Annotated in this window: 14 protein-coding genes; all 14 read left to right on the top strand. The window is 44.8% G+C overall.

Annotated elements, in window-relative coordinates; all coding sequences use genetic code 11:
* Positions 1-659: Hsp70 family protein (locus RYK49_RS11055; protein WP_314865707.1), on the top strand; the 659-nt coding region annotated here is incomplete at its 5' end.
* Positions 660-679: 20 nt separating this feature from the next.
* Positions 680-1,024: a hypothetical protein gene (locus RYK49_RS11050; protein WP_002911724.1), complete on the top strand. Its 345-nt coding sequence runs from the start codon at positions 680-682 to the stop codon at positions 1,022-1,024.
* Between the two features lie 99 nt (positions 1,025-1,123).
* The gene (locus tag RYK49_RS11045; protein WP_314831074.1) at positions 1,124-1,756 is read left to right on the top strand and encodes a DJ-1/PfpI family protein; all 633 of its coding nucleotides are present in this window, start codon (positions 1,124-1,126) and stop codon (positions 1,754-1,756) included.
* 96 nt (positions 1,757-1,852) lie between these two features.
* Positions 1,853-2,986, top strand: a complete 1,134-nt coding sequence (gene dnaJ / locus RYK49_RS11040) for a molecular chaperone DnaJ (protein WP_002893708.1) — start codon at positions 1,853-1,855, stop codon at positions 2,984-2,986.
* Between the two features lie 319 nt (positions 2,987-3,305).
* Complete coding sequence (locus tag RYK49_RS11035) at positions 3,306-9,032, top strand: ZmpA/ZmpB/ZmpC family metallo-endopeptidase (RefSeq protein ID WP_314865705.1); 5,727 nt, start codon at positions 3,306-3,308, stop codon at positions 9,030-9,032.
* 256 nt (positions 9,033-9,288) lie between these two features.
* Positions 9,289-10,038, top strand: a complete 750-nt coding sequence (gene truA, locus RYK49_RS11030; protein ID WP_314831276.1) for a tRNA pseudouridine(38-40) synthase TruA — start codon at positions 9,289-9,291, stop codon at positions 10,036-10,038.
* Positions 10,028-10,789, top strand: a complete 762-nt coding sequence (locus RYK49_RS11025; protein WP_314831277.1) for a bifunctional hydroxymethylpyrimidine kinase/phosphomethylpyrimidine kinase — start codon at positions 10,028-10,030, stop codon at positions 10,787-10,789. Before truA ends, RYK49_RS11025 begins: the two co-directional genes overlap by 11 nt.
* Complete coding sequence (locus RYK49_RS11020) at positions 10,779-11,261, top strand: ECF transporter S component (protein ID WP_268686855.1); 483 nt, start codon at positions 10,779-10,781, stop codon at positions 11,259-11,261. The genes RYK49_RS11025 and RYK49_RS11020 overlap by 11 nt, the downstream gene beginning before the upstream one ends.
* Positions 11,262-11,273: 12 nt before the next feature.
* Positions 11,274-11,837, top strand: a complete 564-nt coding sequence (locus RYK49_RS11015; RefSeq protein WP_268686854.1) for a TIGR01440 family protein — start codon at positions 11,274-11,276, stop codon at positions 11,835-11,837.
* 79 nt (positions 11,838-11,916) lie between these two features.
* Complete coding sequence (gene tig, locus RYK49_RS11010) at positions 11,917-13,200, top strand: trigger factor (RefSeq protein WP_314831278.1); 1,284 nt, start codon at positions 11,917-11,919, stop codon at positions 13,198-13,200.
* Positions 13,201-13,386: 186 nt separating this feature from the next.
* On the top strand, positions 13,387-13,977 hold the full coding sequence (rpoE, locus tag RYK49_RS11005) for a DNA-directed RNA polymerase subunit delta (protein WP_002898937.1): 591 nt from the start codon (positions 13,387-13,389) through the stop codon (positions 13,975-13,977).
* Positions 13,978-14,097: 120 nt separating this feature from the next.
* Positions 14,098-14,784, top strand: coding sequence for a phenylalanine--tRNA ligase beta subunit-related protein (locus RYK49_RS11000; RefSeq protein WP_314831279.1), 687 nt, complete (start codon positions 14,098-14,100; stop codon positions 14,782-14,784).
* A 197-nt stretch (positions 14,785-14,981) separates the two neighbouring features.
* Positions 14,982-16,595 carry a CTP synthase gene (locus tag RYK49_RS10995; protein ID WP_002908765.1) on the top strand — a complete coding sequence of 538 codons (1,614 nt, stop codon included), beginning with the start codon at positions 14,982-14,984 and terminating at the stop codon, positions 16,593-16,595.
* Positions 16,596-16,665: 70 nt separating this feature from the next.
* A complete protein-coding gene (locus RYK49_RS10990; protein WP_002908767.1) occupies positions 16,666-17,076 on the top strand; it encodes a GyrI-like domain-containing protein in 411 nt (136 codons plus the stop codon).
* Positions 17,077-17,253 lie beyond the last annotated feature (177 nt).

Genomic DNA, 17,253 nt, shown 5'->3' with positions numbered 1-17,253 from the left:
CTAAATCACAAGTCTTCTCAACTGCAGCAGACAACCAACCAGCCGTTGATATCCATGTTCTTCAAGGTGAACGCCCAATGGCAGCAGATAACAAGACTCTGGGACGCTTCCAATTGACAGATATCCCAGCTGCTCCTCGTGGAATCCCTCAAATCGAAGTAACATTTGACATCGATAAGAACGGTATCGTATCTGTTAAGGCGAAAGACCTTGGAACTCAAAAAGAACAACATATTGTCATCCAATCTAACAGCGGCCTGACTGATGAAGAAATAGACCGTATGATGAAGGACGCAGAAGCGAATGCTGAAGCAGATAAGAAACGTAAGGAAGAAGTTGACCTTCGTAACGAAGTCGACCAAGCTATCTTTGCGACTGAAAAGACCATCAAGGAAACTGAAGGCAAAGGCTTCGACGCAGAGCGTGACGCTGCCCAAGCTGCTCTTGATGAACTTAAGAAAGCGCAAGAAGATAATAACTTGGACGACATGAAAGCAAAATTGGAAGCTCTTAACGAAAAAGCTCAAGCGCTAGCAGTGAAACTCTATGAGCAAGCTGCTGCAGCTCAACAAGCCCAAGCAGGAGCAGAAGGAGCTGAAAACGCTAGTTCAACTAAAGCAGACGACGATGTCGTAGACGGAGAGTTTACGGAGAAGTAACTACAAGTCAGGAGACTTTCATGAAGGTTGATGAATTAATTGCAAACCTTGAAAAAAACGGTTTGGAAATATATCGTAAGAATAATAGGGAACAAACAGCACTATATTATTTAGATGATATTATTGGTAATAAATTTTTAGAAATCCATTATAGCAAAGATAATAAAGTAACAATCGTAAAATTTCATAGAGATACATTATTGCCGACATCTTTAGAAGGTATAGATGAAAATTCGGGAGATGACGATAATTCTATAACACGACAAGTGAAAGCTGAGGATTGTAATAGTGAAGATATTATTACAATTGCAGTTGCTAGCTATAATGAAGTAGAAAGAAAGTATAAATTAAAACATAAAAAATGAGATTCTCGTTTCAGTTTTAAATGGCTTAATTAATACAAATTGGAAATCCAGAGGTTGCAACCCAGCCTCTGTTTTTCGCTAAACTAGAGGGTGACGCTTATGAAGAAAGTGCTCTGCTTAATTTATCCTAATTTTTCGCTTTATGAAGTAGTTGGTCTGACCAGTACTTTAGCTCTATCTTTTGGTGTTGAGGTTGGTTATGCTGGTTCAGATAGAAATGTTATAACGTCGGAAGATGGACTTCCCTGTCAACCTACTAGAACATTGGATGAAGTGGTCATCGAAGATTATTCTTGTGTTATTTTGCCAGGAATGATAAACATTGCTCCTGCTCTGCATGATGAAAAATTAATTTCTTTCCTAAGAAGTTTGAAGCAGCAAGAGATTTTTATTGCAGCTATTTCCTCAGCACCCATTTTATTGGCGAAAGCAGGTTTGTTGAAGGAAACTAAATTTACTGGTGGGATTTGGCAAAACTTTTTTGACTATTTTGAATTTCTTCCGCGTGAAAATTTCAAAGCTCAAGCTGTTCTGCAAGATAAGAACATCATTACAGCTGTTGGCTTTGCACATCAAGCGTTTGCGAGAAAAGTGCTTCTTAGTCTAGGTTTGGTAGATAATGCTGACAACTATTTTAAAGAACGGAATCAGTATTCGGAAGAGGACTTGATATTCACTTTATCAGAAGAAGAGTTTGCTGAAATGAAGCATGAATTTAAAAATACCCTCTGATCAATATTTTCTAAAATTTAAAGAAAGGAACTGAACCCGACCTAAATTCTCAGAAAAAAGAAAAATCAGTCGAATTTTACGGTCTTGGTATCTTACATGAACAATACAGAATATTATGACCGTCTAGGTGTCTCTAAGAATGCTTCTCAGGATGAGATCAAGAGAGCCTATCGGAAATTATCTAAAAAGTACCACCCCGACATTAATAAGGAAGCTGGGGCGGAGGACAAATATAAAGAAGTCCAAGAGGCTTATGAGACGTTGAGCGACGAGCAAAAGCGGGCAGCCTATGATCAATACGGTGCAGCGGGAGCTAATGGTGGCTTTGGCGGCGGTGCAGGCGGCTTTGGTGGCTTTGATGGCTCTGGCTTTGGCGGCTTCGAAGACATCTTCTCTAGCTTCTTTGGTGGCGGTGCTTCGCGTAATCCTAATGCTCCGCGTCAAGGGGACGATCTCCAGTATCGTGTAAATCTCCGCTTTGAAGAAGCGATTTTCGGAGCTGAGAAGGAAATCAAGTATAACCGTGAAGCGACCTGCCATACCTGTGCTGGGTCTGGTGCCAAGCCAGGGACTAGTCCTGTCACTTGCGGCCGCTGTCATGGCTCAGGTGTCATCAATGTTGATACCCAGACACCGCTTGGCATGATGCGTCGCCAAGTAACCTGTGATGTCTGTCACGGCCGAGGAAAAGAAATCAAAAGTCCGTGTGAAACCTGTCACGGAACGGGTCATGAAAAACAGGCTCACAGCGTCAAGGTGAAAATCCCTGCTGGTGTGGAAACTGGTCAGCAGGTCCGTCTGTCTGGTCAAGGTGAAGCAGGCTTTAATGGCGGTCCTTATGGTGACCTTTATGTCGTGGTCCAAGTTGAGCCGAGTGATAAGTTTGAGCGAGATGGGTCTACCATTTACTACAAGCTCAATCTCAACTTTGTCCAAGCAGCTCTTGGTGACAGCGTGGATATTCCAACTGTTCACGGGGATGTCGAGCTGAATATACCAGAAGGAACACAGACTGGCAAGCGTTTCCGTCTGCGTGGTAAGGGAGCACCGAGTCTGCGTGGTGGAAGCATGGGTGACCAGTATGTTACTGTCAATGTTGTGACACCGACTGGCCTCAACGACCGTCAAAAAGCGGCCCTCAAAGAATTTGCGGAAGCTGGCAATATCTCGGTCAATCCTAAGAAAAAAGGCTTCTTTGACAAAATGAAAGATGCCTTGGAAGATTTGTAATTATATAGAAAGAGCAGCCTAATGCTGTTCTTTTTATGTTTTCTAGAAGGGCATTGAGCGCATGCAGTCAAGGGAAAGAACCACTTTGACCAGCCTTTTAATCAAAAGAAACTCACCATAAAAAGCGTAAAGAGGTTTTCTCTATTTATTTTTACAAAAATTAATTGTTTTTTTGAGTAAAATCTATTGTAAAAATTTCCTAAAAGATATATGATAATACTATATGTATAAAACGCATCTTTTTAGCTAACTGGGGAGTTGGCTAGGGAGATATTGGGAGATTAGCTTTATACATTTTAGGAAAAAGGGGATTTATAAAGTGAAACGTTTTGAAAAAGTGCAGGAGCGAATTCAGAAATATTCGATTCGCAAATTGTCTGTCGGTGTAGGCTCAGTTGCCATTGCAGCTCTGATTTTTGGGAGCTCTTTGTCCAGTTCGACAGTTGCCGCAGATGAAGTAGGAGGCGGTGCGACTGCTCACTATAGCTATGTTGAAGAGCACGAGCTAACCGAACAGGAAAAAGGTCTGATTAAGAAAGGTCTGCCTGAAAATCTGCAAACAGGGGAAAACTATTACCTGATTTATCGGAAGCAAGATGGGCAAGCTGTCTTGCCGCGTACAGGAAATAATGGACAGCCGCTTCTCGGCTTATTTGCGGGAACGGCTATTTTGGCTGTCTTGGTATTCTCACGAAAGAAATCTGGCAAATTACTAGGAGTGCTTTTGTTAGGCAGCTTGGGACAGACTGTATTACAGTCTCCTCAAGCGTTTGCGCTAGAAAATCGGGAATTGCTTTCATATAACCGTCAAGTTGTGGTTTCGTCAACAGTTTCTGAAGCGGATGTGACTATTGCAGGCTATAACTATATCGGTTACTTTACCGCTTCTGATTTGCTTGCTTTGACAGGAACCAAGTCGACCTCTCTGCCAGCTGGTCAGGAAAGTCAAGCGCAAGCAGAAGTGTCAGAAGCTGCAAAAGAGGATTCTGATTCTATTGATCGAGCTGCTCAGGCAGGGTTGCTGTATCAGCTGAATCCTGATGAAAGTGATTCTGGCCAGATAGGGAATCTTCCAACTCCAGCTCCAAATCCTAGTCCAGCTCCTCAGCCGTCAAATCCACCTATAGAAACGGCAAAAGGGGAAAGTTTACAAGAGCCTGCCTTACCAGAGTACAGCGGTGCTGTGAACGGTGAGTCGCTAGTTCAAGCGGAGGATCCGGTCTATACTGCCCCAGTCGTTACAGTTGGCGACACAGCCCCAGTTGAGCCCGCCCTCCCAGAATACACGGGCGGCGTTAACGGCGAGTCAGTAGTTCAAGCGGAGAATCCAGTCTACACAGCCCCAGTCGGTACAGCTGGCGACACAGCTCCAGTTGAGCCAGCTTTGCCAGAGTACACAGGCGGTGTTAATGGCGAATCATCAGTCCAAGCAGACAATCCAGTCTATGATGCTCCAGTAGGCACGGCAGGAGACATAGCCCCTGTCGAGCCCGCCCTCCCAGAATACACAGGCGGCGTTAATGGTGAGTCAACAGTTCAGCCAGAACAGCCTAGTCTACATACAGACATCAAGCTAGAAACGATTGAACCTCAAGTTGTCAACAAGACAGATGATAGCAAGTATCTTGATGAGGAGACCATTGTTGATGGAACTCCAGGTCAAAAAGAAATTGTTACCAGCTATGAAGTCTTGGACGGTAATCGCATATCGGAGCCGCAAACAACTGAAAGAATCTTGCATGAAGTAGTTGATACGGTGGTCACTCGAGGTAGCAAGGCTCGCATCAATAAAGAAGAATTGAGCAAGCAGCTAGCTTTAGCAGCGGCTGTGGATCCAGCAGTTTACACCAATCAATCCTACCAGCAGTTGCAAGCAATTAAGAATATGGCTGCGACGGTTTATCAAACTTCGTCGAGTCAAGATGAAGTAGATGCGGGTGTCAACCAACTCAAGCAGGCTTTGGCTGACTTATTGGCCCTTAAAGCAGCGCCGACTCTGACTGTTTCAGCGGTTAAGAAGGATGAATTGCAGAAATCTGCGCAAATTCAATACCAGTTGACGGATAGGGACCAAGACTTTACTAGTGCTCATGTTCGTCTGAAGAAAGATGGCCAGTTGATAGCTGAGCAGAACTTGGCGAGTGGTCAGCTAACTGCGAGCTTCAGTGGTTTGGACTACTATACTCCTTATAAGATTGAGACGACTCTGTCCTATGACTTAGGTAATGGCCCTGAAAGTCAGGAATTAGCTCAAGAGACAGTCCGGCTTGACCTGAAGAAGGTGGAACTCAAGTCCATCACTAATGTCTCCTTGATGAAGGTTGAGAATGGCCAGACAAAATTGATGCCTACTCTGGCTGAAAAACCAGCAAATCTGGACCAATATTACCTGCACTTTACATCAGACCAGTTCAAGGATACTGTCCTGCCGGTCACCTCTATCGAGGAAGTGATCGTTGACAACCAGCCTGTCTTCAAGATCCAGGCTCAGCTGCCAGACTTGCTGCAAAGAAGCGCAACTGGTCTTCAAAACAGCTTTGATTTTTATCTGGAAAAGGCCAAGAAGCGTGAAGGAAATGTCTATTATGACTTCCAAGACCTCTTGGATGGCATCAAGGAAAATCCTTCTGGAACCTTTATTCTGGGCCGCAGTATCAGTGCCAAATTGATTGACAAACCTGCCAACAGCAAGTCTTACCTGCCAGGTGAATTCAAAGGTCAGCTGATTGGTGGTCAAAATGGCGAGCGCCATGCGATTTTAGACTTAGCGCATCCTCTATTTGATACGATTACTGGCGGAACGGTCAAGGATATTGACTTTAAGCGAGTCAATATGGTTTATCCAGATTCGCAAGCGGGTGATACAATTGCGACAATTGCTGCTCGCTTGAAGAATAAAGGAGTAATCGAAAACGTCAATGTCCAAGGCTACTTGGAAGGAAGAGACCATATTGCCGGTTTGGTTAATAATATAGAAGGCCAATCTCGAGTTGAAAATGTCTCCTTTAAGGGTCGTATTAAGTCCAAGGGTGGAAATTCTGTTACAGCCGGTATCGCAGGCACCAACGCCATGTCCTTGGTGAAACGCGCTTATGTCGAAGCCGATATTTGGGTCAAGAGTGGCCAAAATGCAGGTATGCTGGTCGCTCAAAACTTCACTGACTATTCAGGTTCAGGCTGGGGTAATTGGGGTAGATTGATGCAGTCGGTTGCCAAAGGTAAGTTAGAGGATGCAGGCTCAAGAAATTCAGCTGGTATCGCTGCTTCCATTTGGCCATATGGAACTATCAATGACACTGTCAGCTATGCCACCGTAGTGAACGGAAAAGAGCTCTTTAGCTCAGATAATGAGATTACCGATGCTTGGATGGGACAAAAACTCCAAAATCTCTTTGGTGTTCAGGGACAAAGCTCTGGAACCAAGACAGGTAAAGATGCCAAGTTCCGTCGCTTGACAGAAGCAGAAGCTGAGCAAAAAGTTAAGAGCTATCAGATCACGGCTCTTGAGCAAGCCAGCGCAAATGAAGTGACAACTGAGAAGCTAAATGCTGCTATTCTGAGAACAAGTACTTATCAAGATAAGCCGGGTTACAAGGCAGAAAATGAACAGCTTTATCAAAACCTAGAACGCTTTATGCCTTTCTACAATCAAGAATTCTTGATTCATGAGGCCAATAAGCTGGTGGATGCTGGTAAGGCGGGCGACCTGTTGACTAAGAAAGTCTTAGCGGTTCAAGCCCTGAAGGGCAATCAGTTTGTTGTTGGCGGAACGGATGCAGATAAGATCTTAGTCCATTTTGCAGACGGAAGCAAGATCATCTACAATCTTCAAAATCAAGCACGATTTGAACAGACGACTCTGCCGGAATATCAGATCGCAGAGCTTGGTACGGTCTATACCCCAAATCACTCAACGGCTGTCAAAGATGACTTGCTGACTCAGCTGACTGAGAGCTTGAAGAACTTTGACCTGTACAGTGATGAAGTCTATCGTTCTGTTGGTCTGCCTAATGATAATGACAAGGTCAACAAAGTGAAGCGCCTCTTCCTGGATGAATCTCTGGCTGAAGTGAAAGCCAACTTGCAGGATATGCTTGGTAAGCTCCTGGCCAATGAATGGACAAGATTCCATGCAGACAATCCAGCAGCCAACGAAGCTCTGAAATCTAAAATCGAAGAGAATAAGACCGCTATCATGCTCGGTCTGACCTACCTCAACCGTTATTACGATCTCAAGTTTGGTGACTACAACCTCAAAGAGCTGGTGCTCTTCAAACCAGACTTCTATGGTGAAAAAGTACCATTGCTAGATCGCTTGATTAAGATTGGAAGTTCGACAGAAAATCAACTGAAAGGGGCAGACAATGTCAATATGTTTGCACGTCAGTTGAAGGCTGAGTCCAAGTCTAGTGATTTGGTGGCTTACTTGGATTACAACCGTCGCCTGCTGACTGACTTTGCGGACATGGATACTTGGTTCAAGGATGCAACTCGAGGCTTTATTCAGTTTGAAGAACGCCAGTCAGAAGTCGAGGAGATTAAGTCTGCTAAGTATCGCGTCTTTGATAACCTCAATTCTGAATATTTCAGCAACTATATCCTCCCACTTCTAACCTTGAAGAATACGCGTCTAGCTATTCTGTCAAACTATAGCACCATGGCCTTTGTCAACAGAGACAAGCGCCGGTCATGGTCTGATGAACGATTTAATGCGCGCATCAAGGAAGTAGCGACTCAGCATCGAAATCACGTAGACACTTGGTACAAGCTTCTCTCAGATGATATCAAGTCCAGAATGGTCAAGGAAAATGTAACGGCTGTATGGGATGGTTTTGATGTAGAAGGACGTGGCTGGATTGATGTCAACGGAAATGATAATAAGGGCAATTCTTATGCACCATCCCGCGAGTTCTTTAACCTAGTTGGTGGCAGAGCGGGTGGCTGGTACAAGTCCAATGGCTATGGCGCCCATGCTGCCGGTTCAATCCGTGTGAACTTCGAGGCCTTTGACCTCTTGACGGAATATGGTGTGTCCGTCTTCACTCACGAGCTTACCCACGTCAATGACGGCTATATTTACCTGGGCGGACATGGCAGACGACAAGGGATTGGACCAGAAGGCTATGCCCAAGGAATGCTCCAATCGCCTGTTCCTGATCAGCCAGGCTGGGGTGCTCTAGGTCTCAATATGGCCTTTGATCGTCCAAATAATGGTAGTCTCATTTTCAATAGCTCGCCAAGTCTCTTCAAGAACCGAGCAGACATCGACCATTACATGAAGGGCTATAATGATACTCTCATGCTGCTGGATTACCTTGAAGGTCAAGCAGTTGTGGATAAAGGAAATGCAGCAGCTGCTAAATGGTTCAAGAAGGTTGAGCCGAAGGTTGTAGATGCTCGGACTCAATATGATGTCGTGAGAGAGTTGACGGCAGAAGAGAAAGCGGCCATGTCAGTTTCATCTGTAGAGGACTTGGTTGACCAAGGTTTGCTTTCTAACCGTGCGGTGGACAATCGAACTTATAACCCTGCTGACTATGACTCTAGTTACATTGCTATCGACTTTATGACAGGTATCTATGGTGGCGGTCAAAACAGTACTGGAGCGCCAGGTGCCTTGATGTTCAAGCATAATACCTTCAGAATCTGGGGTTACTATGGCTATGAAAAAGGTTTTGTAAGCTATGCTTCCAATAAACACCGGAAGACAGCCAATGAGCAAGGTGTGACTGGTTTGAGCGACAACTTTATCATCAAGCAAATTTCTGAAGGCGAATTTGAAACAATGGAAGCCTTCAAGAAAGCTTACTTCAGACAAGTTGTGGATAAAGCACAAACCTCAGGTATTAAGCCAGTGACTGTCAACGGAAAAGTCTATCACACTTATGAAGAACTGAAAGCTGGCTTTGCAGAAGCTGTTGACAAGGATCTGAAGAAGTCTCGTGTCGATGAACGCGCAACCAAGGACTTCAAGTATGCTGTCTTTACGCAGTTGCTGAAGAACACCAATAGCTTCATGGATGAAAACTCCATTTGGGGTTCCTAAGAAAAAGTGTCAAATTTGCTGCATGTGTAACTACAAATAATGACTTTTAGCAATATGTAATCAATAACCCATTTGAATTTGTTCTGTTTGTGCCGTCACTGACAGTCTGGTTCAGATGGGTTGTTTTGTTGCATAATGGTAACTCGTAGCGCAGATTATCCCTAATTCTTATACAGCATTTTCGTAAAAATCTGTCCCCAGACAGTTCCTGCTTTTAGGGCTTGCTGGGGGCTTTTTTTCCTGCTAAAATAAACACATGACACGATATAAGGCGATTATTTCCTATGATGGTTATGGCTTTGCTGGCTTTCAGCGACAGCCCCATGCCAGAAGCGTTCAGGAAGAGATTGAAAAGACCCTGACCCGCATCAATAAAGGCCAGCCTGTGGTGATTCATGGAGCGGGCCGAACCGACAGCGGTGTCCATGCTCTGGGCCAGGTGCTGCATTTTGATTTACCAGAAGAGCGGGATGAAGAGAAATTGCGTTTTGCCTTGGATACACAGACGCCGGAAGATGTTGATTTTATCTCTGTGGAGCGAGTGGTAGAGGACTTTCACTCTCGCTACAATAAGCACAGCAAGACCTATGAATTTTTGGTGGACATCGGCCGGCCTAAAAATCCTATGATGCGCCATTATGCCACGCATTATCCTTATCCGTTGGAGCTGAGTCTGATAGAAGAAGCAATTGCTCAGTTAGAGGGGACGCATGATTTTACAGGATTTACGGCTTCGGGGACCAGTGTGGAAGACAAGGTTCGGACCATTACCGAGGCCAAGGTTCGCTATGATGCAGAGCGGAATTTTCTAGTCTTTACTTTTTCGGGCAATGGCTTTCTCTACAAGCAGATCCGCAATATGGTCGGTACCCTGCTCAAGATTGGTAACAAGCGTATGCCGGTGGAGCAGATTCAGAGGATATTAGCGGAGAAAGACCGCCATCTGGCGGGGCCAACAGCCGGTCCAAACGGCCTCTATCTAAAGGAGATTCGATATGAAGAATAAGTTGATTTTAGCTCTTTCGGGCAATGATATTTTCAGCGGTGGCGGACTGCATGCCGATCTGGCTACCTACACAGTCAATGCCCTGCATGGATTTGTAGCTGTTACTTGCCTGACGGCTATGACTGACAAGGGATTTGAGGTCATTCCAGTTGAGGAGGAGGTTTTTACCCAGCAACTGGCCAGTCTCAAGGATGTTCCTTTTTCTGCTATTAAGATAGGACTTTTACCCAATCTGGAAATAGCAGAGCAGGCTTTGGCTTTTGTCAAGCAGCATGCGGATATACCAGTAGTGTTGGATCCTGTTCTGGTCTGCAAGGAAAATCATGATTTGGAGGTCAGTGCGCTGAGAGAAGAAATCATCAAGTTTTTCCCTTATGTCAGCATCATCACGCCAAATCTGGCAGAAGCTCAGCTATTGACCCAAAACGAAATCAAAACTTTGGCGGATATGCAGGATGCAGCCAAGGTGCTCCATGATTTGGGAGCCGAGCATGTGGTGATTAAGGGCGGCAATCGTTTAAGCAAGGAGCGGGCGGTGGATCTTTACTATGACGGTCAAGATTTTGAGGTCATGGAATCGCCAGTGCTGGCCAGAAACAATACCGGGGCAGGCTGTACGTTTGCTTCCAGCATTGCCAGTCAGCTGCTTCTCGGCAAGTCTCCGCTTGCAGCAGTTCAATTGTCTAAAGATTTTGTTTACCGAGCGATTCAGCGCTCAGATCAATATGGGGTAGTTCAGTATGAGAAATAATCAAGTTAAAAAATTAGTGTTCTTAGCTATTATTACAGCCTTGTCTGTGGTTTTGGGGAATTTTATGAAAATCCCAACGGCGACAGGATTTTTGACACTGCTGGATGCAGGGATTTATTTCACGGCTTTCTACTTTGGCCGCAAAGAAGCGGCTATTGTCGGAGGACTCTCAGGCTTTTTGATTGATATGATTGCCGGCTATCCTCAGTGGATGATTTTCAGTCTGATTTGCCACGGACTTCAAGGTTTCTTTGCTGGATTTGAGGGCAAGAAACGCTACCTTGGTCTAGCCTTAGCCGCGGTGGCTATGGTCGGTGGCTACGCCCTCTTTGACAGCATCATGAATGGTGTCGGAGCAGGTCTGGCTGGAATCTTGGGCAATTTTATGCAGAATACATTTGGTTTAGCAGTCGGCTTTGCCCTCTACAAAGCCTTCCCAGAGAGTTTGAAAAAGACAGTCACAGTGAAATAAGCGGGGTGAGACATGGACTTAGCTAAGATTGGAGCAGAAACTCGTCAGATTGTTCTAGATGTTTTGGACAAAGCTGCCTTGGTCGAGGGAGATATTTTTGTTCTGGGTCTATCCTCTAGTGAGGTTGTCGGAGGCCATATCGGTCAGAGTTCCAGTCTGGAAGTTGGACAGGTCATTGTCAAAACCATACTGGATATCTTAGAAGACAAGGGGATCTTTCTAGCAGTTCAGGGATGTGAACATCTCAACCGTGCCCTCGTAGTCGAAAGAGCCTTGGCGAACAAGAAGGATTTGGAAATTGTCAATGTTCTGCCTACTCTTCACGCAGGCGGCAGCGGTCAGCTAGCAGCTTTCCAATACATGAAGGATCCTGTCGAGGTAGAGTTTATTGTCGCTCAGGCGGGGCTGGATATTGGCGATACTGCTATCGGCATGCACATCAAGCACGTGCAGATTCCTATCCGACCGATTCTCAAGGAGTTGGGAGCTGCTCATGTCACGGCTTTAGCCAGCCGTCCCAAGCTGATTGGCGGCGTCAGAGCGGCCTATATAGAGGATAAAATCAGGAAGGGATAAAAGGAAAAATAATTTTGAAAAAAACTCTAATTATGCTATAATGGGTTGTATTCAATAAATTTTAAGGAGAAATGACAGAATGTCTGTATCATTTGAAAACAAAGAAACAAATCGCGGTCTTTTGACTTTTAGCATCAGTCAAGAGAAAATCAAGCCTGCCTTGGACCGTGTATTTAACTCAGTAAAAAAAGATATTGCTGTACCAGGTTTCCGTAAAGGTCGCCTTCCACGTGCTATCTTCAACCAACGTTTTGGTGAAGAAGCCCTCTACCAAGATGCTTTGAACGCTCTTCTTCCAGAAGCATACGAAGCTGCTGTCAAAGAAGCAGGTATCGAAGTAGTTGCTCAGCCTCAGTTTGATGTCGAGTCTATGGAAAAAGGTCAAGACTGGGTCATCAAAGCTGAAGTAGTCACTAAGCCAGAAGTTAAGCTGGGTGCTTACAAAGACTTGGAAGTAACTGTTGAAGCTAGCAAAGAAGTGACTGACGCCGAAGTAGATGAGCGCATTGAGCGTGAGCGCAACAACTTGGCTGAGTTGGTTCTCAAAGAAGGTCCAGCAGCTGACGGTGATACAGTTGTGATTGACTTTGTTGGCTCTGTTGACGGCGTTGAATTTGACGGCGGCAAGGGCGATAACTTCTCACTTGGACTGGGCAGCGGTCAATTCATCCCAGGATTTGAAGAGCAGTTGGTTGGCCACAGTGCAGGTGAAACAGTGGACATTGTCGTAACCTTCCCAGAAGACTATCAAGCAGAAGACTTGGCAGGTAAGGAAGCTAAATTTGTGACAACTATTCACGAAGTTAAAGAAAAAGAAGTTCCGGCATTGGACGATGAACTTGCAAAAGATATCGACGAAGAAGTTGAAACGCTTGACGAGCTGAAAGAAAAGTACCGCAAAGAATTGTCAGAAGCTAAGGAAACAGCTTATAACGATGCGGTAGAAGCAGCAGCTATTGATCAAGCAGTAGCAAACGCTGAAATCGTTGACTTGCCAGCAGAAATGGTCCACGAAGAAGTACACCGCGCTGTTAATGAATTCTTGGGCAATATGCAACGCCAAGGAATCTCACCTGACATGTACTTCCAAATCACTGGTACTAGTCAGGAAGACCTGCACAAGCAATACGAAGCAGATGCTGAGTCACGCACTAAAACAAACCTTGTCGTAGAAGCTGTTGCTAAGGCAGAAGGTTTTGAAGCTAGCGCAGAAGAAATCGAAGCAGAAGTAACTTCATTGGCTACAGACTACAACATGGAAGTAGAACGTGTTCGTCAATTGCTGTCAGAAGACATGCTGAAACACGACATTGCTATCAAGAAAGCTGTTGAAGTGATTACAAGCACTGCGAAAGTGAAATAATGCTTCATCATTCAAAATGAGATCATTTGAAACTAGTGTACAGATGCACTAGTTTCTTTTTGTACTTGTTCCGTGATTTTTCCTGGATTTTCTTTTGACGAAAATAGAAATTTATCGTACAATAGAAAGTAGCGAAAAATTGCAAGAGGGCGACAAGCCTTTACTTAATCTTAAAGGAGATCAACTTTGGAATTAGAAGTATTTGCTGGACAGGAAAAAAGTGAGCTTTCTATGATTGAAGTGGCGCGTGCCATTTTGGAAGCCCGCGGCCGCGATCATGAGATGTATTTTAATGATTTGGTCAATGAAATTCAAAACTATCTGGAAAAATCAAACAGTGAGATTCGTGATGCTCTGCCTTTATTCTACACAGAACTCAATGTAGACGGCAGCTTTATTCCGCTGGGGGATAATAAATGGGGTCTGCGTTCATGGTATGCTATTGACGAAGTGGATGAAGAAATCATCGCCTTGGAAGAAACTGATGAGGATGACGCACCTAAAAAACGCAAGAAGAAACGTGTTAATGCCTTTATGGATGGCGATGAGGATGCCATTGACTACAGCGATGACGATCCAGAAGATGAGGACGGCTACGAAGCAGATCCGGCTCTTTCATATGATGAGGAAAATCCAGACGATGAGAAGAATGAAGTGGAAGCTTACGATGCAGAAATCAATGAAATCGCTCCAGATGATCTAGGTGAGGAAGTCGAACTCAACGAAGAAGATGACGACTACTCTGACGAAGACACGGAGACTGAAGAGGAAGAATAAATCTAGCAAAAAGAAACAAGCGACGAATTCCTTGTTTCTTTTAATATTCCTTGAAATATAAGTTCGGAGGGTGTATAATACTAATAAAATTTAATAAAGAAAAGATGGAGGACGGCTGCTATGAAATTTGTCATTGATAAGAGTTTGAGTGATTTAGGTATTAAGAGCGTTGTTATCGGGATTGCCAAGAATGTCAATCCTCATGCAGAACTGTCTCCCTCATTTCTAAAAAAGAAAAAGGAAATGGAAGACTGGGCTTTAGCCTGCGACTTGGATGAGGTGCTTGAGTCGTCGGTGGTTCAAGGCTATATAGAGATACTGCAGCGCGTAGGTCGCAGTGTCAAGAAAAATCCTCCGACTGTTCCCGCGCTGATTCGCAATATCCAGCACCGCGGATCGCTCCCTCATATTAATAGCATTATTGATATTTATAACGTCGAAGCCCTGCATTCTCTACTGGCTATTGGTGGGCATGATTTTGATAAGATTGAAGATCAGATAGAATTCACCGTAAGCCAAAAGGAAGATGTTTTTCTGCCTATTTTATCCAAGGAGAAGCATGTTGCCAAGACGGACTATGTCTATCGGGATGCCAAAGGCATTTTGGCTTGGCTGGATGTCCGTGACAGCGAGTATTATAAGTTTGATGAGGAGACCAAGGATGCCATTTTCATCATTCAGGGGAATGCCAATACCTCTGTCGAAATGCGTCTGGAAGCCTTGGAACGAATCCGACACGATTTAGAAGAGTGCATGCCTGATTTAGAATTTGAAACACATGTCATTAGTATTGCTGAGAATGAATGAAAATCGACTGAAAATATTTGACAATTTTTTAGGTTTGCGATATCATACTGTTCGGGCACCTCTTTTAGAGGTCAGAGCTTCCTGTTTCCAGGGAGCTATTTTTCTTTTTCAGACAGATTATGGAAAATCCTCCTATAGCTAAGTTTCCAGCAACGACGTGGTTGCTGGAATGAATTGTTTTATGAAAAGGAGTACGTATGTCAACTAAATATATTTTTGTCACCGGCGGTGTGGTTTCTTCTATCGGAAAAGGGATTGTGGCAGCTAGCTTGGGCCGGCTTTTGAAGAATCGAGGCCTCAAGGTTACGATTCAGAAATTTGACCCTTATATCAACATTGATCCCGGCACCATGAGCCCTTATCAGCATGGGGAAGTGTTTGTCACAGATGATGGAGCCGAGACGGATCTGGATCTGGGGCACTATGAGCGTTTTATTGACATCAATCTCAATAAATACTCCAATGTCACCACTGGTAAAATCTATAGCGAAGTCCTACGCAAGGAGCGTAAAGGCGAGTATCTGGGAGCGACGGTCCAAGTCATTCCGCATATTACAGATGCTCTCAAGGACAAGATCAAGCGGGCAGCACGGACCACGGACTCGGATGTGATTATCACAGAGGTCGGAGGTACAGTGGGCGACATCGAGTCTCTTCCTTTCTTAGAAGCTTTGCGCCAGATGAAGGCGGATGTCGGTGTAGACAATGTCATGTATATCCATACAACTCTCCTGCCCTATCTCAAGGCAGCCGGCGAAATGAAGACCAAACCGACTCAGCATTCTGTCAAAGAGTTGCGAGGTTTGGGGATTCAGCCTAATATGCTGGTCATCCGCACAGAGAAGCCAGCTGGACAAAATATCAAAAACAAACTGGCTCAATTCTGTGATGTGGCGCCGGAGGCGGTCATTGAGTCGCTAGATGTGGAGCATCTTTACCAAATTCCTCTCAATTTGCAGGCGCAAAAGATGGACCAAATCGTCTGTGACCATCTGAAGCTGGATGTGCCGGCAGCGGATATGACTGAATGGTCAGCCATGGTAGAGAAAGTGATGAGTCTGGAAAAGCAGGTTCAGATTGCTCTGGTCGGCAAGTATGTCGAGTTGCCAGATGCCTATATTTCAGTTGTCGAAGCGCTCAAGCATGCCGGCTATGCTAATGATGCGGAGGTTAAGATTAACTGGATTGATGCGAATCAGGTAACGGCCGAAAACGCAGCTGAGCTTCTTGGAAGTGCGGATGGGATTATCGTTCCGGGCGGCTTTGGTCAGAGAGGAACTGAGGGTAAGATTCAGGCAATCCGCTATGCGCGTGAGCAGGATGTGCCTATGTTGGGTATTTGCTTGGGTATGCAGTTAACCTGTGTCGAATTCGCCCGTCACGTCCTGGGATTGGCAGATGCTAACTCAGCGGAGCTCAATCCAGACACAGCATTTCCGATTATTGATCTCATGCGTGATCAGATTGATGTCGAAGACTTGGGTGGGACGCTGAGACTGGGGCTCTATCCTTCTAAGCTTAAGCCTGGCTCTAAGGCAGCAGCAGCTTACGACCATCAAGAAGTCGTGCAGCGCCGTCACCGCCATCGCTATGAGTTTAACAATGCTTTCCGCGAGCAGTTTGAGGCGGCCGGATTTGTATTTTCAGGAGTTTCACCAGACAATCGCTTGGTCGAAATAGTAGAAATCCCAGAAAACAAATTCTTCGTTGCTTGTCAGTATCACCCAGAGCTTTCCAGCCGACCGAACCGACCTGAAGGTCTTTATAGGGCATTTGTCACAGCAGCGGTAGAAAAGAGCCAGGAGAGATAGACTTGCTTTTTCTAGGATAAGCGATTTTTCTAGAGAAATGTTATAATGAAAAATAAAAGGAGGGAAGAAGATGTTTCTAAACATTTTAGCTAGTATTCGTACTAATAATTTTCAAGATGAGCATTGTATAGAAAAAATCCAAGCTCTCTGGCAGCAACAAGAGGGAGCTGTGAAAGAAGCTTTTGCTGAGGGGGAGCCGGTTTATGCCGTCTATCATGACTATGCCAATGATTACAAAGGAGACTACAGCCTCTCTATCTGCCGTTTGACAGATGGGGAAGTCTATGATTTTGACACATCCGAGCAGACCTATCAAGTCTTTGAAGCGGATAAGGAGGATCCGCAAGCGATTCTTCATGCTTGGCAGAGGATTTGGCAGGCAGAAGAATCAGGTGAGCTTCATCGGGACTACACTATTGACTTTGAAAAATACGATCCCGACCAAACGGTGGCTGTCTTTATTGCGACTCAGCAACCTTGAGTTTTCTATGTTCCTGCCTTAGCTTCATTTTCGCTTAGATTTCTTAGATTTGCTGATTGAGTAGAAAGTTGATTTTTTGAAATAAAGTCAAAAATTTTCTTGACAAGCCTTAGCTGTCCTGTTATACTAGTAAGGTACTCAATCGCGGGGATGGCGGAATTGGCAGACGCGCAGGAC

It is taken from the genome of uncultured Streptococcus sp., assembly GCF_963525625.1.
Lineage (GTDB): Bacteria > Bacillota > Bacilli > Lactobacillales > Streptococcaceae > Streptococcus.
This window is presented reverse-complemented; position numbering and strand designations above follow the sequence as displayed.